The 21250-nt window shown below is 68.2% G+C and carries 20 protein-coding genes; 4 read left to right on the forward strand and 16 right to left on the reverse strand.

Translation table 11 applies throughout. From position 1 onward, the window contains the following. Positions 1–19: 19 nt before the first annotated feature. The 8 genes from H1R19_RS17975 to H1R19_RS18010 all read right to left on the reverse strand — a co-directional run bounded on the left by H1R19_RS17975 (position 20) and on the right by H1R19_RS18010 (position 5599). A complete protein-coding gene (locus H1R19_RS17975; protein WP_219849721.1) occupies positions 20–610 on the reverse strand; it encodes a hypothetical protein in 591 nt (196 codons plus the stop codon). After that, positions 607–1266 carry a hypothetical protein gene (locus H1R19_RS17980; RefSeq protein ID WP_219849722.1) on the reverse strand — a complete coding sequence of 220 codons (660 nt, stop codon included), beginning with the start codon at positions 1264–1266 and terminating at the stop codon, positions 607–609. Before H1R19_RS17980 ends, H1R19_RS17975 begins: the two co-directional genes overlap by 4 nt. Next, on the reverse strand, positions 1263–1871 hold the full coding sequence (locus H1R19_RS17985) for a hypothetical protein (RefSeq protein ID WP_308258820.1): 609 nt from the start codon (positions 1869–1871) through the stop codon (positions 1263–1265). Before H1R19_RS17985 ends, H1R19_RS17980 begins: the two co-directional genes overlap by 4 nt. After that, positions 1868–2458 carry a hypothetical protein gene (locus H1R19_RS17990; protein WP_219849723.1) on the reverse strand — a complete coding sequence of 197 codons (591 nt, stop codon included), beginning with the start codon at positions 2456–2458 and terminating at the stop codon, positions 1868–1870. Before H1R19_RS17990 ends, H1R19_RS17985 begins: the two co-directional genes overlap by 4 nt. Before the next feature lie 23 nt (positions 2459–2481). Further along, the gene (locus tag H1R19_RS17995) at positions 2482–3381 is read right to left on the reverse strand and encodes an SDR family oxidoreductase (RefSeq protein WP_188328756.1); all 900 of its coding nucleotides are present in this window, start codon (positions 3379–3381) and stop codon (positions 2482–2484) included. Positions 3382–3474: 93 nt separating this feature from the next. Next, on the reverse strand, positions 3475–4107 hold the full coding sequence (locus H1R19_RS18000; RefSeq protein ID WP_188328757.1) for a TetR/AcrR family transcriptional regulator: 633 nt from the start codon (positions 4105–4107) through the stop codon (positions 3475–3477). Then, a complete protein-coding gene (locus H1R19_RS18005; protein ID WP_188328758.1) occupies positions 4104–4424 on the reverse strand; it encodes a hypothetical protein in 321 nt (106 codons plus the stop codon). The genes H1R19_RS18000 and H1R19_RS18005 overlap by 4 nt, the downstream gene beginning before the upstream one ends. A gap of 143 nt (positions 4425–4567) precedes the next feature. Next, complete coding sequence (locus H1R19_RS18010) at positions 4568–5599, reverse strand: o-succinylbenzoate synthase (protein ID WP_219849724.1); 1032 nt, start codon at positions 5597–5599, stop codon at positions 4568–4570. A gap of 95 nt (positions 5600–5694) precedes the next feature. Here H1R19_RS18010 and H1R19_RS18015 point away from each other — a divergent pair, with 95 nt between their 5' ends. Then, positions 5695–6630 (forward strand): oxygenase MpaB family protein, encoded by a 936-nt coding sequence (locus tag H1R19_RS18015; RefSeq protein WP_188328760.1) that lies wholly within the window; start codon positions 5695–5697, stop codon positions 6628–6630. 17 nt (positions 6631–6647) lie between these two features. On the opposite strand, the gene H1R19_RS18020 is transcribed toward H1R19_RS18015, so the two are convergent. From H1R19_RS18020 to H1R19_RS18050, 7 genes are all read right to left on the reverse strand, one after another. Then, positions 6648–7394, reverse strand: coding sequence for an alpha/beta fold hydrolase (locus H1R19_RS18020; protein ID WP_219849725.1), 747 nt, complete (start codon positions 7392–7394; stop codon positions 6648–6650). A 61-nt stretch (positions 7395–7455) separates the two neighbouring features. After that, the gene (locus H1R19_RS18025) at positions 7456–8400 is read right to left on the reverse strand and encodes an alpha/beta hydrolase (RefSeq protein WP_219851762.1); all 945 of its coding nucleotides are present in this window, start codon (positions 8398–8400) and stop codon (positions 7456–7458) included. Positions 8401–8668: 268 nt separating this feature from the next. Further along, on the reverse strand, positions 8669–9859 hold the full coding sequence (gene tuf / locus H1R19_RS18030; protein WP_188328762.1) for an elongation factor Tu: 1191 nt from the start codon (positions 9857–9859) through the stop codon (positions 8669–8671). Between the two features lie 111 nt (positions 9860–9970). Beyond that, the gene (fusA, locus tag H1R19_RS18035; RefSeq protein WP_188328763.1) at positions 9971–12076 is read right to left on the reverse strand and encodes an elongation factor G; all 2106 of its coding nucleotides are present in this window, start codon (positions 12074–12076) and stop codon (positions 9971–9973) included. An 84-nt stretch (positions 12077–12160) separates the two neighbouring features. Continuing rightward, positions 12161–12631, reverse strand: coding sequence for a 30S ribosomal protein S7 (gene rpsG / locus H1R19_RS18040; RefSeq protein ID WP_188328764.1), 471 nt, complete (start codon positions 12629–12631; stop codon positions 12161–12163). Between the two features lie 6 nt (positions 12632–12637). Next, positions 12638–13009, reverse strand: a complete 372-nt coding sequence (gene rpsL / locus H1R19_RS18045; RefSeq protein ID WP_004020596.1) for a 30S ribosomal protein S12 — start codon at positions 13007–13009, stop codon at positions 12638–12640. A 655-nt stretch (positions 13010–13664) separates the two neighbouring features. Continuing rightward, positions 13665–14540 carry an exodeoxyribonuclease III gene (locus H1R19_RS18050; protein WP_219849726.1) on the reverse strand — a complete coding sequence of 292 codons (876 nt, stop codon included), beginning with the start codon at positions 14538–14540 and terminating at the stop codon, positions 13665–13667. A gap of 70 nt (positions 14541–14610) precedes the next feature. Between H1R19_RS18050 and H1R19_RS18055 the strand changes: the two genes are divergently transcribed. From H1R19_RS18055 to H1R19_RS18065, 3 genes are all read left to right on the forward strand, one after another. Then, positions 14611–16260: a sigma-54-dependent Fis family transcriptional regulator gene (locus H1R19_RS18055; protein ID WP_244971006.1), complete on the forward strand. Its 1650-nt coding sequence runs from the start codon at positions 14611–14613 to the stop codon at positions 16258–16260. 130 nt (positions 16261–16390) lie between these two features. After that, complete coding sequence (locus H1R19_RS18060; RefSeq protein WP_188328926.1) at positions 16391–17902, forward strand: aldehyde dehydrogenase family protein; 1512 nt, start codon at positions 16391–16393, stop codon at positions 17900–17902. A gap of 42 nt (positions 17903–17944) precedes the next feature. Beyond that, complete coding sequence (locus H1R19_RS18065) at positions 17945–19063, forward strand: NDMA-dependent alcohol dehydrogenase (RefSeq protein ID WP_188328767.1); 1119 nt, start codon at positions 17945–17947, stop codon at positions 19061–19063. Here H1R19_RS18065 and H1R19_RS18070 read toward each other — a convergent pair. Next, complete coding sequence (locus H1R19_RS18070) at positions 19047–21221, reverse strand: FUSC family protein (RefSeq protein WP_219849727.1); 2175 nt, start codon at positions 21219–21221, stop codon at positions 19047–19049. The genes H1R19_RS18065 and H1R19_RS18070 overlap by 17 nt on opposite strands. Positions 21222–21250: the final 29 nt, after the last annotated feature.

Consider the following 21250-nt stretch of genomic DNA (forward strand, 5'->3'; position numbering starts at 1 on the left):
CCCCCGTATGTGCCGCGCCTCAACGGGTCACGTCCCCGACCGGTTGCAGGTCGGACAGCAGCCAATTCCCGTCGACCTTACGCATAAGTGCCCACCTCGCGGTAGGGGTCGTCCTCCCCGCGGGTTCGCCCGAGCCCCCCGGGCCCGGAGACACTTGCGACCGGGTGGACGACAGGGCCTGGTCGACGAAGACCAGCACTTTCGCGCGGTCGGACGAGTTGTCGTGCAGGCCGACCCCGACCACCTGCCCGGTCATCTCGATGCCCGACACCCGCGCCCCGGGCAGGACGACGTCGGCTCCGCGGTTGCGATACTCCAACCGGATCGGGTCGGTGAGCAACGCATCGGTGCGTCGACGCCGATCGGGCGGATCGTCGGGCGAGAAGGTCATCACCGCGCCGACCGCCTCGCCGGTGGCGGTGAGGATCGCGGCGCGCTCGGCCGCGGTCGGGTCCCGCCCTGGTCGCGATGCCGCGACCCCGGCGATCACCGCGACGACGAGTGCCACCACGATGCCGGCGACCATGAGTCCGGTTCGGCGGCGTTGCCGTCGGGTCCAGCGCGGCTCCAGCAGAGGAGCATCGGCCGCGCGCCGAGCGGTGGAGGTCATGGCCGCCCCGCTCGCGAGATCTTCCAGCCGGCGTCGGTGCGGGTCATCGTGATCAGTGCGGTGACCCGTTCGCCGGTGGCGTCGACCTCTCCGGCCGCCGCGCCGGAATCGGGTGACCCGCCCAGCAGGACAGGATCGGTGGCGTCGGCGACGACGAGAACCTCGACACTGGTGCCGATCTCGTCCGACGACGGATCGCGCACGAGTCCGGCCGAGATCAGTTGGCCGACACTGGGTCCCCGCTGGCCGCGCACCGCGTCGGCGAGGGCTTCGCGTGCGGCGTCGATGCGTTCGCGCTGCGGTCCGGTACTGACACCCGCGACCGCGTCCACATAGCCGGCGGGGTCGGCGGGGTCGGCGCTCAGCATCACCGTGACGGCGTCGCGGGCCGAGGCGAGCACGTCGTTCTCCAGCGCCTGCTGGTCGTGCTGAACACGGATCTGCCAGAACAGGACGCCGGCCGCGACGATCAGGACGGCCACCACGACCGCCACCGCGACGAGCCCGACGCGCAGCATCCGCGTCCGCCGGAGTGCGCGTTCGCGCAGCGCGGGCGCGGCGGCGATGCGAGCCGTGCGCGCTGCCCGCCGCGCGGCGTCGACGCGGGCTCGGGCGAGTTCGATTCGGGTGGTGGAGGTCTCGCTCACGCCGGTCATCCGATCACGTCCGCCGCCGCCAGGAGCCACGTGTCGTCGGATCTGATGAAGCGGGCGAGGATCGACCTGCTCACGGTCACCTCGGGTGCCGTCTCGCCGCGCACGGTCACCGCGACCCGTAGCAGTGCCCGACCTTCGGCGGCATCGGTCTCGACGATGCTGACGATCTCGGGCCGCCAGGCGACCGCGAGGGTGCCCGGCTCCGGAGGCCGATCGAGCTGTGTCCCATAGGTCTGCACGAACTCGCCGGCCACGAGGTCACGCGCGCGTGCCCGGTCTGCTCGCCAGTGGGCCGAATCGACGGAGAACACCTCGGCCACGATCGTCCCCGCCCGCTCGCGGAGCTCATCCCGGTTGCGCTGCAGCGATTCTCCGGCACTGCTGTCCCGCCACAGCACGGCCACCGCCACCAGGGCGACGACGAGTGCCACCGTCGCGATCGAGAGTCGGCCGCCGGCCGCCCGCCGGGTCATCGGCCGGGCCGGCGGTGCCCCGGCCGGCAGCTCGGAAGGTCTGCCCGGCCGTGTATCGGACCGCTTTCGCGGTGTGCCGTACGGCTTTCGCGGTGTATCGGACTGCTTTCGTGGTGTATCGGACGACGTCATGGGAGGTATTGCACCGCCCCGAGTTTCAACGAGCCCTCGTCCGGGGTGACCAGCACCCGCAACCGGAACCGGCGCGGCTGCGATGCGGTGGCCGCTCCGGGTTTGTCGAAGACGGCGGTGGCGGCGACGAGAACCGTTGCGGTGTCGCCCTCGCGGGCCGAGATCCCCGTCCCCTCGACCGACGACTCCGTCACCGCACCGTTGGCGTCGACGAATGCGCGGTAGCTGTCGGCGGATTGGGCGAACTCCTCGTAGAAGGCGCCCGTCGCGCCCGCCAGGATCTCGCGGGCGCGGAGCGGATCACGACTGTCCGGCGCGATCAGCAGTGCCACGCGATCCGCGGCGGCCTGCTCGAAGTCGGCGTCGGAATAGGCATCTCGCGCGTCGAGCCAGGCAACCACGGCGACGCCGGCCAGAACGAGTGAGCCGACCAGGCCGAGGGTGAGGACGACCCACCGGCGTCGTGGTGGTCTGCGCCGGAGACCGGCATCTACCTCCAGCGAGGTCAGGTCGTCGAGTGCGTCCCGGAGTCCGCGTCGCGCCGCGCGCGCGGCCGCGATGTCCGAGCGTCCCGCAGCCCCGGCCATGGCTCGCCCCCTGTCGATCCCGGTCACGACGACAGGCGCGCGCTCTCCTTGGTGTCGACCTTCTCGCCGCGGATCCGGCTCGAGTACGCGGCGCGCGCGTTCTGGTCCGGGTTCATGAAGATCGAGTCGAGCTTGGTCAGCTTGCGCGAGAGGCGTTTCATCGCCTGCGGCAGGAGGGGTGCGGAGTCGGCCCAGCGCATCGACCGAGGCGCGTACACCCGGGTGACCGGTCGCGCGATGGTCTCCACGACGACCGCGGCCACCTCACCCGGCTCGACGGTCTGGATGAACTTGTTGGTCTGCAGGCCGGAGATCAGGGCGGTGCGCGTGAAGGTCGGCAGGACGGCGCTGACCTTGATGCCCTCCGGTGCGAGCTCGGCGCCGAGCGCCTCGGAGAACTCGATCACCGCCGACTTGGCCCCGTTGTAGATGGTCAGGCCGGGGGTGGGGATGCGACCGGCAGTGGAGGCGATGTTGACGATGTGACCGGTTCGGCGCGGCGCCATCCGGCGGGCCGCCTCCTGGCAACCCAGGATGACGCCGATGACGTCGATGTCGAAGGTGCGTCGGATGATCGTGTCGTCGTAGGAGAGGAACGGCCCGACCGGCATGATGCCTGCGTTGTTCACGAGCACATCGATCGGACCAAGACGCGACTCGACCTCGGTCAGGAAGGCGTCGAAGGACTCCCGCTTGGTGACGTCGACCTCGATGCCCTCGATACCGAGGTCGGCGGCGGCCTTGCCCACGGCGTCGCCGTCGATGTCGCCGATGGCGACCTTGGCGCCGGCGTCGAACAACTGGGTGGCGGTCTCGAATCCGATTCCACGTGCACCACCGGTGATGACGACGACCTTGTCCTTCACCGCGGAACGGATGGTGTCGTGATCGGGCTTCCGGGACAGTGTGTCGCGCAGGCTCATTGGTTCTCCTTCGAGTGGGTCGATGCGAAACGGATGTGGACGTTGCGGCCCGGTGAGCACGCCCCTCCGGCCGCCGGACCTAAGGGCGGGCGGTCACCAGATCATCGGGGCGAGGAACTTCTCGGCGAAGTCCCGGACCCGCTGCGGTTCGGTGCGTTCAGGGTTGGAAGGCGGGGTCTCCAGGAGCGAGATCACCAGGCGCACGTGGATCTCGACGGCCTCGAGGAGGTCCTCGATGGGCATCTGCGCACCCTCGTCGCGCAGGGTCGCGGCGACGCGGTCGGTGACCATGTCGATGAACAGCGAGGTCATCCGCGAGGTGACGCTCTTGATCTCGGAGTCGGTGAGGACGATTCGACTCAGGAGCGGGTCGGAGTTCACCCAGTCGGCACCGACGGCGAAGGCCTCCACCAGCGCGGCCTTGGGGCCCAGCCCCTTCACCGACGCCTCGAGTTTCTGCATTCCGGTCTCGTACGCGTCGTTGGCGACGGCGTAGAGCAGTGCGTCTTTGTTGGGGAATCGCCGGTACAGGGTGCTACGACTCACCCCGGCACGCGCCGCGACCTCGTCGATGTTGGCCCGCCGCACACCGACCTCGGCGAACTCTGCACCCGCGGCGGCGAGGATGGCCGCTTCCTGGTCTGCAGGGCTGGCGGTGTTGCGCGTCTTGCGTGTCGACGTCCGGGTCGTCGTGCTAGTCCTGGTGCCGCTGTCTACCATCGTCATCGCCGCCGAGGTGTGACGGGACGGCGTACCCCGGGCACGAGACGCGAGCTGGGGGCCGCGGGCAGGTCGTGTTCGGCGGGCGCCGACCACTCGTACCGACTCGGCGAGCGGTGCATGATCGTCTTGATCTCCATCTGGCCAAAGTACAACCCGATGCGATCGTCGACGCCGCCGCCGAACCGCATCCGGGCGATCCGGTGACGTTCGTCCTCCGCCTGCTCGGGGATCTCGCCGTCGAGGACCGGACACGGGGCGTCGAACAGGCCGCCGGATGGCGGCGCCGTCGCCGGTACCGATGCCATGACCACCGATGTCATGACCACCTCCTACAGCCCGAGAGCCCCCTGTGTGACCCACCTCGCATATTAGACCATGTTGACACAAAGAGGAAAAATCGTTCCTACGGTCGGGTCCCGCAAGTGCGGCTACTGCGCGGGGGCGGACCGCCCGTCAGAGAGGGTCAGTTCCGGAGCAGCCGGTGGCAGCGCCGTAACCTCTCCCGCCACCACCGCTGGCGATCGGGCGGTGCGGCGTGCGCAGCGACGTCGAGCGCGCGGCCCGGTCCGAACCAGCGCGGCTCGACGACCCCGTCGTGCATCAGGAACGGCGGCGCGACGTCGGCGGTGAACAGCGATCCGGTACCGAGCCCGCACGCGAGATCCAGACGCGGCAGAGCCGCCGCGGTGGCCACACCCGCCGCGATGCCGACGGCACTGTCGAGGGCACTCGAGACCACGATGTCCAGGCCGAGGCCATCGGCGAGTTCGAGCGTCGCCCGCATCCCGCCGAGCGGCGCGACCTTGACCACCGCGACGTCGGCGGCTTCGGCGGCGACCACCCGGAACGGGTCGTCGGCCTTGCGGATGGACTCGTCCGCGGCGATCGGCACACCGACAGCGCGTCGGACAGCGGCCAGCTCTTCGACTGTGCGACAAGGCTGTTCGGCATACTCGACGTCGCCGATGGCGCGGATCGCCGCGATGGCCTCGTCGACGGTCCACCCGCCGTTCGCGTCGATGCGGACCCGCCCGATCACCTCACGGGTCGCCGCGACCCGGGCCACGTCGTCGTCGAGCGTCTGACCCGGTTCGGCGACCTTCACCTTCGCGGTGCCCGCACCCGGGTAACGCCGCAGCAGCCCGGCCACCTCGTCGGCCGGTACCGCCGGCACCGTCGCATTGACCGGCACCGTCTCGCGCACCGGGTCGGGCGGGCCGAGATAGGCGGCCTCGACACCGGCGCGCAGCCACGACGCCGCCTCCGCGTCGTCGTACTCGATGAACGGGCCGAACTCGCCCCAGCCCGCCGGCCCGGCGAACACCATCGTCTCGCGCGCGGTCAGCCCGCGGAAGCGGGTCCGCATCGGCAGCCGCACGACGACGGCCGTCTGCAACAGCTCCTCCACGTCGGGAATGACCGCGGGGAACAAGCGGGGAACCGCCCTCGCCCCAGGGCGACCGAATCCCAGAGAGTCGCCTCCGGTGTTGGCCATCTCGTCTCGTCCTCCCGGTCCACCGCGACGGATCCGCCGCCGAAATCGTTGGAACAACCTTCCCAGTTTGTTCCAGGTGCGCTACCCTCGCCCTCATGTCAGTCAACCAGGGATTCGATGCCGGTATCCGCGAGGCGGAACCGATGATCGTCGACGACACCCCGGACACCGGCGGTGAGATCGTCCGACCCCGACTCGGGGCCGAGTCACTCGTCTGGAAGTTCTACGGCGACAACCGGGGCCTCCTCGGGTTCCAGCGTCTCGCCGGTACGGAGAACTGCATCGAACAACTCGGGCAGGCCGTACTCGACCACTCGGTCATCTTCAGCGACTTCCTCGGCCGCGCGAAGCGCACCGGCCCCCCGGTCATGCGCACCGTCTACAGCACCGAGCCGGAGAAGTGGGGCCGGACCGTGCGCGACTTCCATCGCGACATCAAGGGCACCATCAGCGACGGCTCGCGCTACCACGCCCTGAACCCCGAGCTGTTCTACTGGGCGCACGCCACCTTCGTCGATCAGGTCCTGTTCATCACCGACACGTTCATCCGACGGCTGAGCTACGCCGAGAAGGTGCAGATCTTCGAGGAGAGCAAGGTCTGGTACCAGCTCTACGGCGTCAGCGACCGCGGCCAGCCGCAGACCTACGACGAGTTCGTCGAGTACTGGGACGACATGCTCGACCGGTTCGTCCCGCACAAGACGATCGTCTACGCGACGGGTTACATCCGCCAGGGCCTCCCCCGGCCCAAGAAGATTCCCGCGCCGGTGTGGAAGGTGCTGTCCGCTCCGCTCAACGCGTTCATCCGCACCGTCATCGTGGGAACGCTCCCCCAGCAGATGCGTGACGTGTGCGGCCTCGAGTGGAATGAGAAGCGCGAGAAGAATTTCCAGCGCTTCGCGGCACTCATGCGTGCGGTCAACCCGCTGGTCAACAAGCTCCCGCTCAAATACCTGTACGTCCCGTGGGCCTACGAGGCGTGGCAGAAGGTCGGCATCGACCCGCGGCCGCTGCACAACAAGCCCGCGTAACCCCCGGCAGAGGCGCGTCAGTAGGCCAGGAACTCCTCGACGTGTGAGATGAACTCCGCACCGCGGTCGCGGTGGACGCTGTGCCCGGCCTCGATCGTGACGAACCGCGAGTCGGGCAGCGCGTCGCTGAGCGACCGCAGGTGCCGGGGCGGCAGGAAGCTCTTGTCGCCGCCGGAGATCACCATCGCCGCCGCCCGGACTCCTGGCAACCCCGACCACCAGTGCGGCGCGGAGACGTCGAACTCCGCGATGATCTCGTCCCCCATCCGTCCGTCGTACCGGATGACGGGAAACGGGTTGCGCACCAATGCGAGCAGGCCGCGGATCTGCTCACCGAGGGTCGCCTTCACGGCGATCCCTTCGGACAGGTCCGCCTCGTCGCGCGGCATCGGCGGCACCTCCTCGAGCACGAGTCGACGTACCCGGGACGGCTGGCTCATCGCGAACCGCAGCGCGGTGTGGGCACCCAGTGAATGACCGACCAGGTCGACGGTGGAGATGTCGAGGGTGTCCAGGACGTAGGTCAGGTCGTCGCGGAAGTCGTCGAGCCGGTAGGCCCCCTGGGCCCGCCCGCTGCGCCCGTGCCCACGTAGGTCGACACTCACCACCGCACGCCCACGGGCCCGCAGGGCGCAGGCCAGACGGCGCCAGGTCGAGTTGTCCGACGCCATCCCATGGACGAGCACCACCGGGACGCCCCGATCGGTCTCGCCGGCCACGCGGACCGCGATGTCGGGGGCCCCGGTTCGACGCAGAACACGCATGCCGGCCAGCCTACGATTCGCCTTCGGTGCGCGTCACGTCACACCCGCGTGGCGACGCGGCTCACCGGTCGTGGAACCACCGGGCCTTCTTGGCCCGCCACACCATCTCCTCCCAGTACCCCCAGGTGTGTGTCCCGACGCTGGGGAAGTCGGTGGTGACCGGAATCCCCTGCAGCGCCGCGGCGACCTGGAACGAACGGGTCTGCGCGAGCGACACCACCTCGAGCGGCGTGCCCTTGACCGAGGCCACGGGTTCGTCGTTGTGGTTGCCCCATGTCGCCGAACCGGCGGCGATCCGAATCCTCATCCCCCGCATCCGGGGTAACTGCACCAGTGCGTCGTTGCGGCTCCACCGCTCGTTCCAGGGCGGGCCCCACATCGCGTCGGCACTGAAGGGGCCGACGCCGGCACCGATCCCCGCGTCGATGAGCGCGAGACGAACCGCCTCGCGCATCGTCGGCGCAGACAGGTTGAGGTATCCCGACATCGAGAACACGTGCGAGATGCGCCGGCGGTGGTAGGCGCCGTAGATCATCGCCGCGTTGCCGCCCATCGATATCCCCATGATGGCGTACTTGCCGCGCGGTCCCACCGCGAGTCCGCGGGCGTCGAGCTCCCGGACGATCGTGTTGAGCCGGCAGGTCCAGCGGTAGCGGTACTTCACCTTGTTCGCCGGGCTGGCGGCCTCCCAGTCGGTGTAGAAGCTGGCCAGGCCACCGACCGGCTGGATCACGTTCACACCCGAATCGGCGATGCGCTGCACACGCGTGTCCCGACGCCAGCCGCTGATGTCGCGGGTGGCACGGAGGCCGTCGAGGGCGATCACCGTCTTGTAGTTGCCCCAGCGCGTCCACATGTCCACCGGGGTGGTGGGCATGCCACATCCACTGACGTGGAATCGTCCGAACGACGCGGCCGCCTGGGCATTGCCCGAGCTGACGGAGACGATGCTGACGACGGCGATGACCGCGAGCACGAAGGCGATGGCACGTCGACGACGGGCCATGCGGCGGGGCCTGAGTGAGAACTGCACCGCCGAACAGTAATTCGGCGGAGATCAACGATGCTACGGCTGTGACCATAGGGCCCCGACATCGAGACCAAGCAGTGACCACAGTGACTGCAGTTACTGAAGTTACCAATGTGTTCCGACGACACCGTCGCCAGGCAAGTCAGCGCAGAATCTCGCGCGCGACGACAAAGGCGCCCCAACCGCTTTCGCGGCCGGGGCGCCTAGGTGTTCGACTCAGTGAGTCAGACAGATCACAGTGAAATCACTTGTTGATCTTGGTGACTCGACCCGCACCAACGGTGCGGCCACCCTCGCGGATGGCGAAACGCAGGCCCTCGTCCATGGCGACCGGCTGGATGAGCTTGACGCTCATCTCGGTGTTGTCGCCCGGCATGACCATTTCGGTGCCCTCGGGGAGGGTCACGACGCCGGTCACGTCCGTGGTACGGAAGTAGAACTGCGGACGGTAGTTGTTGAAGAACGGGGTGTGACGGCCGCCCTCGTCCTTGGACAGGATGTATGCCTGGCCCTCGAACTCGGTGTGCGGGGTCGTGGTGCCCGGCTTCACGATGACCTGACCGCGCTCGACGTCCTCACGCTTGAGGCCGCGGAGCAGCAGACCGGCGTTGTCGCCTGCCTGTGCGGAATCGAGGAGCTTGTGGAACATCTCGATACCGGTGACGGTGGTCTTGGTGCTCTTCTCGCGGATGCCGACGATCTCGACTTCCTCGTTCACGTTGACCTCGCCACGCTCCACACGACCGGTCACCACGGTGCCGCGGCCGGTGATGGTGAAGACGTCCTCGACGGGCATGAGGAACGGCTTCTCGGTCTCGCGAACCGGATCCGGGATCGACTCGTCGACGGCAGCCATGAGCTCCTCGACCGACTTGGTCCACTCGGGGTCACCCTCGAGGGCCTTGAGAGCCGAGACCTTGACGACGGGGGCTTCCTCGTCGAACTCCTGGGCGGCCAGCAGTTCGCGGACCTCCATCTCGACGAGTTCGATGATCTCGTCGTCGTCGACCATGTCGGCCTTGTTCAGGGCGACCAGGATGTAGGGCACACCGACCTGGCGGGCCAGCAGCACGTGCTCGCGGGTCTGCGGCATCGGGCCGTCGGTGGCGGCGACCACGAGGATTGCGCCGTCCATCTGAGCAGCACCGGTGATCATGTTCTTGATGTAGTCGGCGTGACCGGGGGCGTCGACGTGGGCGTAGTGACGCTTCTCGGTCTCGTACTCGACGTGCGAGATGTTGATCGTGATGCCGCGCGCCTTCTCCTCAGGAGCCTTGTCGATCTGATCGAACGCGAAGCTCTTGTTGAGGGTCGGGTACTTGTCGTGCAGCACCTTGGTGATGGCAGCCGTCAGGGTGGTCTTGCCGTGGTCGACGTGACCGATGGTGCCGATGTTCACGTGCGGCTTGGTCCGCTCGAACTTCGCCTTCGCCACTTGATTGTCCTCCTGGACTGTTGTTGCTCTACTGGGCGGATCCCAGCAGGATTTTCACTTACGTGGTTGCGCCGGGCTTGTTCGGCCAGCGCATGTCGCTAGGGACCGGAACTACTCGCCGGTGGCCTTCGCGATGATTTCCTTCGACACGTTCGCGGGAACTTCCGCGTACGAGTCGAACACCATGGAGTAGTTTGCCCGGCCCTGGGTCTTCGACCGAAGGTCTCCGATGTAGCCGAACATCTCCGACAGCGGCACCTGTGCCTTGACGACACGTGCACCACTGCGCTCCTCCATGGCCTGGATCTGGCCACGGCGGGAGTTCAGGTCGCCGATGACATCGCCCATGTAATCCTCGGGAGTCGTGACCTCGACGGCCATGATCGGCTCCAGGATGACCGGGCTGGCCATCTTCGCAGCTTCCTTGAGGGCCTGCGAACCGGCGATCTTGAAGGCCATCTCCGAGGAGTCGACGTCGTGGTACTGACCGTCGAGGAGAGTGAGCTTCAGGTTCACCAGCGGGTAACCGGCGAGGACACCGTACTGCATGGCGTCCTGGGCGCCGGCGTCGACCGACGGGATGTACTCGCGCGGCACGCGGCCACCGGTGACGGCGTTGACGAACTCGTAGGTCGCACCGTCCTCGGCGTCCACGAGAGGCTCGAGCTTGACGATGACCTTCGCGAACTGGCCCGATCCACCCGTCTGCTTCTTGTGGGTGAACTCGTGCTTCTCGACCGTCTTGCGGATGGTCTCGCGGTAGGCGACCTGGGGCTTGCCCACGTTCGCCTCGACCTTGAACTCGCGCTTCATGCGGTCGACGAGGATGTCGAGGTGGAGCTCGCCCATGCCGCCGATGACGGTCTGGCCGGTCTCCTCGTCGAGCTTGACCGAGAAGGTCGGGTCCTCTTCGGCGAGCTTCTGGATCGCGGTGCCCAGCTTCTCCTGGTCGGACTTGGTCTTCGGCTCGATCGAGACGTTGATGACCGGGTCCGGGAAGCTCATGGACTCGAGCACGATCGGGTTCGCCGAATCGCAGAGGGTGTCACCGGTGGTGGTGTCCTTGAGACCGATCATCGCGTAGATGTGGCCCGCGGTGGCGTCCTCGACCGGCATTTCCTTGTTGGCGTGCATCTGGAAGAGCTTGCCGATGCGCTCTTTCTTGCCCTTGGTCGCGTTGAGCACCTGGGTGCCCGCCGTGATGTGGCCCGAGTAGACACGCACGAAGGTCAGCTTGCCGAAGAACGGGTGAGCCGCGATCTTGAACGCCAGAGCCGAGAACGGCTCGTCGGCGGACGGCTTGCGCGAGAGGATCTCCTCCTCGTCGCCCACGGCGTGACCCTCGACCGACGGCACGTCCAGCGGGGACGGCAGGTAGTCGATGACGGCGTCGAGCATGGGCTGGACGCCCTTGTTCTTGAACGCCGAACCACAGATGACCGGGTAGAGCTCACGGCTCACGGTCAGCTTGCGGATCGCTCCCTTGATCTCCTCGACGGTGAGCCCTTCGCCGCCGAAGTACTTCTCCATGAGAGCTTCGTCGGACTCGGCAACCGTCTCGAGCAGCGCTTCGCGGTACTCGGCAGCCTTCTCGACGAGGTCGGCCGGGATCTCCTCGACGGTCGGCTCGGCACCGGTCGGCACGACGCCGCGCCAGGTGATGGCCTTCTGCTCGATGAGGTCGACGACGCCGTCGAAGTTGTCCTCGGCACCGATCGGCAGCTGCAGGACCAGCGGCTTGGCGCCGAGGCGGTCCTTGATGGTCTGGACGGTGAAGTAGAAGTCCGCGCCCAGCTTGTCCATCTTGTTGACGAAGCAGATGCGGGGGACTTCGTACTTCTCGGCCTGACGCCACACCTGCTCGGACTGCGGCTCGACGCCTTCCTTGCCGTCGAACACGGCGACCGCGCCGTCGAGCACGCGGAGGCTGCGCTCCACCTCGACGGTGAAGTCGACGTGACCGGGGGTGTCGATGATGTTGATCTGGTTCTTGTTCCAGAAACAGGTCACGGCCGCGGAGGTGATGGTGATACCACGCTCCTTCTCCTGCTCCATCCAGTCGGTGGTCGAGGCACCGTCGTGGGTTTCACCGATCTTGTAGTTCACACCGGTGTAGAAGAGGATTCGCTCGGTCGTGGTGGTCTTGCCGGCATCGATGTGAGCCATGATGCCGATATTGCGCACCTTGTTCAGGTCGCTGAGCACTTCCTGTGCCACTTGATTCCCTTCGGGAAGTTATCGGACTAAAGACTGATTTGTCTTCAAGCCGCGCCTGCGGCGCAACCCGAAGCGAGCTTCGGGTTACCAGCGGTAGTGCGCGAACGCCCGGTTGGCCTCGGCCATCTTGTGGGTGTCCTCGCGACGCTTCACCGAAGCGCCGAGGCCGTTGGAGGCGTCGAGGAGCTCGTTGGCGAGACGCTCGACCATGGTCTTCTCACGGCGCTGACGGCTGAAGGTCACGAGCCAGCGGAGCGCGAGGGTGTTGGCACGGTTCGGCTTGACCTCGATCGGCACCTGGTAGGTGGCGCCACCGACGCGGCGGCTCTTCACCTCGAGGGTGGGCTTGACGTTGTCGAGGGCGCGCTTGAGGGTGACGACCGGATCGGTGCCGGTCTTCTCGCGAGCCTGCTCGAGCGCGCCGTAGACGATGCGCTCGGCGGTCGACTTCTTGCCGTCCAGCAGGATCTTGTTGACCAGCTGGGTCACGACCGGCGAACCGTAGACGGGGTCGTTGATGAGGGGGCGCTTGGGAGCGGGTCCTTTACGTGGCATGACTTATCAGTTCCCCTTCTTGGCGCCGTAGCGGCTGCGAGCCTGCTTGCGGTCCTTGACACCCTGGGTGTCGAGCGAGCCGCGGATGATCTTGTAGCGCACACCCGGGAGGTCCTTCACACGACCGCCGCGGACGAGCACCATCGAGTGCTCCTGCAGGTTGTGGCCTTCGCCGGGGATGTAAGCGGTGACCTCGACAGAGCTGGTCAGACGCACACGCGCGACCTTACGAAGCGCCGAGTTCGGCTTCTTCGGGGTGGTGGTGTAGACGCGGGTGCAGACACCACGGCGCTGCGGGCTTCCCTTGAGGGCCGCGGTCTTGGTCTTGGCGGCCTTGTCGTGGCGGCCCTTGCGGACCAGCTGATTGATTGTTGGCACTAGGTGTTCATTCCTCTTTGTCGTCAGTTGTGGTTGGTGCTCCGGGCAAGTCCGCAGAACCGGCTCGAGACCGATTCTCCGTGCTTCCACAACTCGCCCCACCAGCACGTCTGTGCTGGTCAGTACATTTTCGCTACCCCGAGGTCGGGCGTGTCATACACTCGACAGCGGATTCGCTTGTCAGCCCCTCGTGCCGCGGCGTGTTCCGAGTACTCATCGTTCTCGTCGACCGGCTCGAGACGAGCCGTAAGCCGGGCATGCGGACTGGCCCAGCATGGGCCGGGCACCGACGATCCACTGTACCGATCGTGTTTACACAGGTCAAAAAACGGATCCTCTGCGCCACCTGCGGGTGAACAGGCGATGTGCGCTCGGGCCCGACGACATTCGTGCTCGGCTATACCTTCTCCACTCTTACACCCATCCGGTCACGGCGTCGAGGCCCCGCCGGGGCGTGCTCCCGGCAGGCACGAGTGCCCCCGGTCGGGCCTGCGAACTTCGCGATCGGCGGGCCGAACGGGCAGTCGCGATCAAGGGCCGGCGAACTCTGACCGCCGAACCACGGGGTCGACGATCGCGGCGCGGGCGCTCGAGTCGCGGTCGGCCCGGACGTGGTGGGTGTCACGCGACCGGTGTCAGCGAGACCGGTCCCGGATCACTCCGGCGTCTGCGGCAGTTTCACTTTGGCCGCAGCGGGTTTCGCCGGATTCGACGGCGGCGGGACGACGGGGCCGATGTCGCCGTCGGGTGCGGTGTCGAGGTCGACGATGACCGGGGCGTGGTCGCTGGGCTTGGTCCCCTTGCGCGCCTTGCGGTCGATCCAGGCGGCCGCCACGCGGTCGGCGGCGGCGGACCCGGCGAGGATCAGGTCGATCCGCATCCCCAGATCCTTGTGGAACATTCCGGCACGGTAGTCCCAGTAGCTGTAGATCCGCTCGTCCGGCCAGCGGTCGCGGACCACGTCGCGCAAGCCGAGCGTTCCGAACCTCGCCAGCGCCGCCCGCTCGGGTGGGGTGACGTGGGTGTGACCGGCGTAGGCGTCCGGGTCGAACACGTCGGCGTCGGCGGGTGCGATGTTGATGTCGCCGCACAGCAGCGTCGTCGCCGGCTCGTCCACCGCGTCGGCGAGCGCGGCGAGCCACTCCAGTTTGTAGGTGTAGTGATCGGAGTCCGGGGTCCGGCCGTTCGGCACGTAGAGCGAGTAGATCCGCAGCCCGCCGCACACCGCGGACACCGCCCGCGCCTCGAGGGTCGTCGGATCGGGGTACCCGGGCATCCCGTCGAAGCCGACGCGCACATCGTCGAGTCCGACCCGCGACAGCAGGGCGACACCGTTCCACTGCCCCTGCCCGGCGTGGGCGATCTCGTAGCCGCGTTCGGCCAGATCGGCGCCGAGCGCCTCATGGAATGCATCGTCGGACAGCTTGGTCTCCTGCAGGCAGACGACGTCGGGCCGGCGCTCGTCCAGCCACGGCAGCAGGCGCGGGATCCGTTGCTTCACCGAGTTCACGTTCCAGGTCGCCACGCGCATGGCGACCACCGTAATACGTGTCGGCGCCGGGCCGATCGCCCCGGCGCCGAGGCTTTCCTTCACCGGTGATGTGTGTCACGTTGGAGTCATCGACACCGTGGACACCACCCCGGACCGGACGCCTCGGCGCACGGTCATCGAACAGTCGTGGCGACGCTCGGCGTTGTCGGGGGTGCGGCCGGGCGACGCCACACCCACCCGGCTGCGCGACATCGCTGCGGCCGATCCGCTGCTCGACGCCGCGCGACCGGTGCTCGACGCCGCCGCGTCGCGGCTCGCCGACACCGATGTGTCGCTGCTGCTGGTGGACTCCGACTGCCGGATGGTGACGCGGGTGGCCTTCGGGACCGCGGTGGAGCGCAGGCTGGACGAGATCGGCGCGACGCCGGGGGTCCCGTTCGGCGAGGACGTCGTCGGGACCACCGCGCTGGGCACCCCCGCCGAGACCCGCGGCGGCGTCGTCGTCAACAGCTCCGAGCACTACCTCGAGCAGTTCAAGTCGATCAGTTGTTTCGGGCAGCCGATCATCCACCCGGCGACCCGACGACTGGCCGGGATCATCTGCATGTCCGAGGTCGCCGACCGCATCAACCCGCTGGCGGTGCCGGTGGTCAACGGCATCGTCGCCGACATCGCCGACCGCCTCCTCGACCGCTCCCGTGCGCACCAGCGGTGCGTGCTCGACGCGTTCCAGCGTGCGGCGCCGCGTCGCGATGTCGCGGTCGCAGCCATCGGCGATGACCTCCAGCTCACGAATGCCCTTGCCGCCGAACTGCTCTCCCCCGCCGACATCGGCGCCCTGCGGATCGTCGCAGGCGATCCCGCACTGCGGCCGACGGTGCTGCCGTTGACGCTGGTCTCCGGAGCCGACGTGGAGATCGTGGTGGAACCGGTGTCCGGCGCACGAGGTGCGGCGCTGTTCCGGTTCCGGCCGGTCTTGGTGCCGCCGGCCACCCGGTCCGCACCGACGGGCGCACCGTCGCAGACGAGTGTCGCTGTCACGGGCGAACCCGGCACCGGACGCAGCACCCACGCCGCCGCCCTCGCCGCGGACGCGGGCGGGTCGGCGGTGGTCGTCGACGTCGCCGACGAGCTGATCGGTGGCCGCCCGCCCGACATCCCCGCCTACGTGGGCCGCGCCCGCTCGCTGGGAGTGCCGCTGGTGATCGACGGAGTCGATCTGCTCGACGGCAGGTCGGTGGCGCTGTTGGGGAGCGTCGCGGTCGCGAGTTCGCAGGCGGCGCCGCTGATCCTCGTCGGAGGCCCACGCGACCAGGCGAGTCCCGGGGTGGCCGCGTTGATCGCGCGGTGTGCCACGCAGGTCGACCTGCCGCCGCTGCGTCACCGGACCTCCGAATTGGCCGCCCTCGCGAGCACTGTGCTCACCGACATCGATCCGGCGCTGACGCTCTCGGCGTTGGCCACCGACGCACTGCTGTGCGACGACTGGCCCGGCAACTTCCCGGAACTGGGTGCTGTCCTGCGCTGGGGCGCAGCGTCATGCCGTGCGCGGTCTGCGCGCGTCGTCGAGCCCGCCGACCTGCCACCGGACTACCGGACGACGAGCCGTGCGGCTCATCTGTCCGGACGGGAGCAGGCCGAACGCACCGCGATCGTCGAGGCCCTGGACCGCGCCCGCGGCAACAAGGTGCATGCGGCGAGGGCGCTGGGAATCAGCCGCACCACCCTGTACGCCCGGATGCGCGCACTGGGCATCTGAGACGCTCCGCCGCCCAGCGCAGGTGTTCAGTTTCTGGACACGGCGGGCGCCGAGAACGGTGGCAGAAATGAGTGAGGTCACATCTGTGGCCCAGATCACTGCGATCTGCCCGCTCGACGAGGAGCTCTCCATGACCGCTGTCGCCCCCGCGTCCACCACTGTCGACCTGCTCGGCCGAGTCCGCGACTTCGTCGCCGTCGACCGCCCGATGCTGATAGGCGGCGAGTGGGTGCCCGCGGCCTCGGGCGCCACCTTCGAGACGCTCGACCCGGCCACCGCTCGCCCGATCACCTCGGTGGCCCACGGGGACGCCACCGACATCGACCGTGCGGTGCGCGCGGCGCGGCAGGCCTTCGACGACGGGCCGTGGTCGCGCATGAAGCCAAACGAACGCGAACGTCTGCTCTGGCGGGTCGGCGACCTGCTCACCGAGCGCGCGGCCGAGTTCGGTCAGCTCGAGGCGCTCGACAACGGCAAGGCGGCGACCATCGCGGCGGCCGTGGACACCGCGTGGGCCGCGGACATCTTCCGATACAACGCCGGCCTCGCCACCAAGATCACCGGATCGACCGTCGACGTCTCGATGCCGTTCGTCCCGGGCGGGGAGTTCCACGCCTATACGCTGCGCGAGCCCGTCGGCGTCTGCGGGCTCATCGTGCCGTGGAACTTCCCACTCCTGATGGCCGCGTTCAAACTCGCCCCCGCACTCGCCGCCGGCAACACCGTCATCCTCAAGCCCGCCGAGCAGACCCCACTGACCGCGCTGCTCCTCGGTGAGATCTTCCAGGAGGCGGGCTTCCCGCCCGGCGTGGTCAACATCGTCACCGGCTACGGCGAGGCAGGCGCAGCGCTCGCCGCCCACGACGACGTCGACAAGATCGCTTTCACCGGGTCCACCGAGGTCGGCAAGAAGATCGTCGACGCCGCCAAGGGCAATCTCAAGAAGGTGTCGCTGGAGCTCGGCGGCAAGAGCCCCAACATCGTCTTCGCCGACGCCGACTTCGACAAGGCCGTCGCCGGTTCGGTGGCCGCGTGGATGTTCAACCACGGCCAGTGCTGCGTCGCGGGCACCCGGCTCTTCGTCGAGCGGCCCATCTTCGACGACTTCACCGCGGCGGTCGCCGAAGCCGCGTCGCAGGCCAAGATCGGCCCCGGTCTCGACCCGGCCACCGAGCTCGGACCGCTGGTCAGCCAGGAACAGTTCGACCGCGTCTCCGGTTACCTCTCGGCCGGACTGGCCGACGGAGCGCGTGCACTGACCGGCGGAAAGCGTTGGGGCGATGAGGGTTTCTTCATCGAGCCGACCGTGTTCGTCGACGTCGAACCACACTTCTCCATCGTGACCGAGGAGATCTTCGGCCCGGTCGTCGCCGCTCTGCCATTCGACGCCGACACCGGCGTCGCCGCGGCCGCCAACGATTCCATCTATGGCCTCGCCGCGGGCATCTGGACCACCGATCTGTCCAAGGCGCACCGCACTGCCCGGCAGATCAAGGCCGGTTCGGTCTGGGTGAACCAGTACAACGGCTTTGACACCGCGATGCCGTTCGGCGGGTACAAGCAGTCGGGCTGGGGGCGCGAACTCGGCTCGTCGGCCATCGACCTCTACACCCAGACCAAAGCGGTCAACATCGCACTCTGACGTCCGTCCACACAACACCGAAAGATCAAGGAACCCACCACCATGTCTCTCACCACCAAGGCCGCCGTCCTCACCGCGCCCGGAAAGCCGTTCGAACTTGTCGAACTCGATCTCGACGAGCCCCGTGAAGGCGAGGTACTGATCAAGTACACCGCCGCCGGGCTGTGCCACTCCGACCTGCATCTCACCGACGGCGACCTTCCCCCGCGCTATCCCATCGTCGGCGGCCACGAGGGGTCGGGCGTCATCGAGGCCGTGGGTCCGGGTGTCACCAAGGTGAAGCCGGGCGACCACGTCGTCTGCAGTTTCATCCCCAACTGCGGCACCTGCCGCTACTGCTCGACCGGCCGGCAGAACCTGTGCGACATGGGCGCCACCATCCTCGAGGGCTCCATGCCCGACGGGACCTTCCGGTTCCATTCCGGCACAGACGACTTCGGCGCCATGTGCATGCTCGGCACATTCGCCGAACGGGCCACCATCTCGCAGCACTCGGTGGTCAAGGTCGACGACTGGCTCCCCCTGGACAAGGCCGTGCTCGTCGGCTGCGGGGTGCCGTCCGGCTGGGGCACATCGGTGTACTCCGGAGGTGTACGTGCCGGCGACACCGTGGTGATCTACGGGATCGGCGGACTCGGCATCAACGCCGTGCAGGGCGCGGTGTCGGCCGGGGCCAAGTACATCGTCGTCGTCGACCCGGTCGACCTGAAACGGGACACCGCGCTGAAATTCGGTGCGACACATGCCTTTGCCGACGCCGCGGAAGCAGCCACCAAGGTCAACGAGCTGACCTGGGGTCAGGGCGCCGATCAGGCCCTCATCCTCGTGGGAACCGTGGACGCGGAAGTCGTGTCGAACGCGACCGCGGTGGTCGGCAAGGGCGGCACCGTCGTCATCACCGGACTCGCCGATCCGACGAAGCTCACCGTGCAGGTCTCCGGTACCGACCTGACGCTCAATCAGAAGACGATCAAGGGAAGCCTCTTCGGCTCGGCCAACCCGCAGTACGACATCGTCAAACTCCTGCGCCTCTACGACGCCGGACAGCTCAAGCTCGACGAGCTGATCACCCAGACCTACACCCTGGACCAGGTGAACGACGGCTACCAGGACCTGCGGGACGGCAAGAACATTCGCGGGGTCATCATCCACGCCGAGTGAATTCCCGACTGTGGGATGCAGCAGCGGCACGCCCGAGGAGCGATCTCCGTCGGGCGCGCCGCTGCGCTGCCCTGGCCGCAACCGCCATCATCGCCACCGAGTCCGCGATTCGGCCGACCTGACGCGCAGGTGTCGCTTCGGCCGGAGTCGGAGGACGAACGTCCGGGTCCTCCTCGACGGCTCCGGCCACTGCGGAGATCGCGTCATCGGCCTGGTGATCCTCGCGGTTCTCGACGACCGCCAGCACCGCCTCGGCAGCCTTCCGAAGTCGATCGACGTCGGCGGTCTCGTCCGGTGGGGCGGAATGCGGGTCGATCATCACCGACCATGCCAGGCCGTGGGCTTCGCGCGTGACGGCCAGCAGGTGGGGATGCAACTGCCGGAACATCATCCGATGGACCCGGCCGAGAGAGAAGAACACGGCGGACGTGGAATCGACGATGAACGCCTCCGCCGCATCGAGACGCCTGGTCGTGACCAGCAACTCGTCGGCCGTGGGCACGGCGTCCCCCGCAGAGTCCGGCCCGCGCGGCGCCTCCTGCGCCATCTGCAGCGCCGTGGTCACGGTCTCCGTCAGCACGTCGAAGTAGTTCCGCAGTCGGGTGGGCAGGACCGGGTCGCCGGGGGTCGTGAGCACCAGGAAGGTCGCGGCCGTGCCGACGGCGGCCCCGGCCAGGGTTTCCTCGATGCGCCATTCCAGGATGTGCGGGTCCAGGACCCCGAGCAGGTCGTAGGACGTCGTCACGATGACGGTGATGAACAGGATGGTCCACATGTACGAGATCGGAAAGAGATAGTAGGCGAGGAACACCGCGGCGACGATCACCACATATTGCGCGGTCGGGTGGTGCCCGACCACGACGACCAGAGCGACCCCGACGACGAGCCCGACCACCGTGCCCTCGACTCTCTTGACGGCCTTGGTGAGGATCGCGCCCCTGCTCGCCACCCCGTTGAAGATCATGAATGCGCTCAGCACCGCCCAGTACCACCGGCTCGCCGAGATGAGCTCGCCCACGCCGATCGCCCCGGCGGTGGCCACCATGACCTGGACCGCGAACCGGCGTGTATCTGGTGGCTTTCGCCCACCTGAGCCCGCCCCCACAGGGACCGGACCGCTGTGCTCCCCGGCCCCGGGGGGCGCAGCGGACACCGGGTGCCGGAGAACGTTGATCGACGACACCCGCGCCGCCGCATCGAACGCAGCCCGCACGGAACCGCTGGTCGTACCGGAACCGCTCGTCGTACCCGGCCGGGCCCCGCTCCCCGTGGTCGCCGTCGTCGGCGTGCCGGCCGCCCCCGTCTCGTGACCCCTGGGTCGCGATCTCAGCACCCCGCGCACCTCGGCTGCCGCGGCGAGCACATCCGGGTCATGCTCCGCGGCGATGCCGTACGCGGCCTGTTCACAGGTGACCTGCATGGCCGACACCCGACGGGCGAGGGTCTCCGCGTCGACGTCCAGGTAGCGGCTCGTCTCGTAGCCGCTCTGCCAGTCGCCGACCGCGCGAGTCGCCGCCGACAGCCGTCCGACCGCGTGATACAGCTTCTCCGGGTCCGGGTTCGGCATGAGGGCCGTGCGTAGGAGATCGTCGGCTCCGGCTCGCGTGCTGGCCAGCAACCGGGCGATCCCAGCGGACGGATTGTCGCGTAGGAGCACACGGCGGATGAGCAGGGCGGTGCCCACAGCCAGCAGCACCAACCCACCGAGCATCGGCAGGTCCCCGAATCCGACGTTCATCACTATGCCGAAGAAGTAGGTGAAGAACCCGAATACCCCGACGGCACTGCCCCGCGGCCCGAACCCCGTCGCCCAGGCGGCGAGACCGGCAAGGAGTATGAAACCGGCCGGCCGGGCGGCGGGCAATGCGTGCAGCGCGCACACCAGCACGGCCGCCAGGAGCCCCGCGGGCACCAGCAACAAGGTCGTGACGAGTCGGGCGCGGGCCGTCGTGTCCTTGACGGCACCCACGGTCGCCCACATGGCGAGAATGCCCGCACCCAGCTCGGCGGCCTCGGGAATGGCTGCCCCGACGTCGGCCACGGCACGTGTCGCCGCGACCACCGATGCGGCGATCGTCACCGCCACCGCGGCGCGCGACGCCTTCAGGAGTCGACGCGCCCCCGGATCACGTGCTGTCGGCGTGAAGAGCAACGGCATGCTCGCATCATCCCACCGCGGCACCTCCC

The organism is Gordonia jinghuaiqii, from assembly GCF_014041935.1.
Lineage (GTDB): Bacteria > Actinomycetota > Actinomycetes > Mycobacteriales > Mycobacteriaceae > Gordonia > Gordonia jinghuaiqii.

What these genes read in the sequence shown, in the direction of transcription:
- H1R19_RS17975 (WP_219849721.1), bottom strand. Translation starts at nt 610, where the DNA reads ATGACCTCCACCGCTCGGCGCGCGGCCGATGCTCCTCTGCTGGAGCCG.
- H1R19_RS17980 (WP_219849722.1), bottom strand. Translation starts at nt 1,266, where the DNA reads ATGACCGGCGTGAGCGAGACCTCCACCACCCGAATCGAACTCGCCCGA.
- H1R19_RS17985 (WP_308258820.1), bottom strand. Translation starts at nt 1,871, where the DNA reads ATGACGTCGTCCGATACACCACGAAAGCAGTCCGATACACCGCGAAAG.
- H1R19_RS17990 (WP_219849723.1), bottom strand. Translation starts at nt 2,458, where the DNA reads ATGGCCGGGGCTGCGGGACGCTCGGACATCGCGGCCGCGCGCGCGGCG.
- H1R19_RS17995 (WP_188328756.1), bottom strand. Translation starts at nt 3,381, where the DNA reads ATGAGCCTGCGCGACACACTGTCCCGGAAGCCCGATCACGACACCATC.
- H1R19_RS18000 (WP_188328757.1), bottom strand. Translation starts at nt 4,107, where the DNA reads ATGACGATGGTAGACAGCGGCACCAGGACTAGCACGACGACCCGGACG.
- H1R19_RS18005 (WP_188328758.1), bottom strand. Translation starts at nt 4,424, where the DNA reads ATGACATCGGTGGTCATGGCATCGGTACCGGCGACGGCGCCGCCATCC.
- H1R19_RS18010 (WP_219849724.1), bottom strand. Translation starts at nt 5,599, where the DNA reads ATGGCCAACACCGGAGGCGACTCTCTGGGATTCGGTCGCCCTGGGGCG.
- H1R19_RS18015 (WP_188328760.1), top strand. Translation starts at nt 5,695, where the DNA reads ATGTCAGTCAACCAGGGATTCGATGCCGGTATCCGCGAGGCGGAACCG.
- H1R19_RS18020 (WP_219849725.1), bottom strand. Translation starts at nt 7,394, where the DNA reads ATGCGTGTTCTGCGTCGAACCGGGGCCCCCGACATCGCGGTCCGCGTG.
- H1R19_RS18025 (WP_219851762.1), bottom strand. Translation starts at nt 8,400, where the DNA reads ATGGCCCGTCGTCGACGTGCCATCGCCTTCGTGCTCGCGGTCATCGCC.
- rpsG (WP_188328764.1), bottom strand. Translation starts at nt 12,631, where the DNA reads ATGCCACGTAAAGGACCCGCTCCCAAGCGCCCCCTCATCAACGACCCC.
- H1R19_RS18050 (WP_219849726.1), bottom strand. Translation starts at nt 14,540, where the DNA reads ATGCGCGTGGCGACCTGGAACGTGAACTCGGTGAAGCAACGGATCCCG.
- H1R19_RS18060 (WP_188328926.1), top strand. Translation starts at nt 16,391, where the DNA reads ATGACCGCTGTCGCCCCCGCGTCCACCACTGTCGACCTGCTCGGCCGA.
- H1R19_RS18065 (WP_188328767.1), top strand. Translation starts at nt 17,945, where the DNA reads ATGTCTCTCACCACCAAGGCCGCCGTCCTCACCGCGCCCGGAAAGCCG.
- H1R19_RS18070 (WP_219849727.1), bottom strand. Translation starts at nt 21,221, where the DNA reads ATGCCGTTGCTCTTCACGCCGACAGCACGTGATCCGGGGGCGCGTCGA.